General features: G+C 51.8%; 1 protein-coding gene. It reads left to right on the top strand.

The window, feature by feature from the left end:
• A partial coding sequence (locus CI957_RS10515) for a monomethylamine:corrinoid methyltransferase (protein WP_128754808.1) occupies positions 1-247 on the top strand: 247 nt, incomplete at both ends.

The raw sequence follows: 247 nt of genomic DNA, 5'->3' as shown, positions 1-247 counted from the left end.
TAAGATCGATCTTGACGCAATCGCTGTCATTGCCCACTACAAGGGTAACAGTGACATCATCATGGATGAACAGATGCCAATTTTCGGAGGCTACGCCGGCGGTGTTGAGGAAACAGCCATTGTCGATGTTGCAACCCACCTGAACTCTATGGTAATGAGCAGTGCCAGCTGGCACCTTGATGGTCCTGTGCACATTCGCTGGGGCTCCACCAATACCCGTGAGACCCTTATGATCGCAGGTTGGACA

Origin of the sequence: Methanohalophilus sp. WG1-DM (assembly GCF_004104135.1) — an archaeon.
Taxonomy (GTDB): domain Archaea; phylum Halobacteriota; class Methanosarcinia; order Methanosarcinales; family Methanosarcinaceae; genus Methanohalophilus; species Methanohalophilus euhalobius.
The sequence above is the reverse complement of the archived record's forward strand: the minus strand, read 5'-3'. Positions and strand labels throughout refer to the sequence as shown.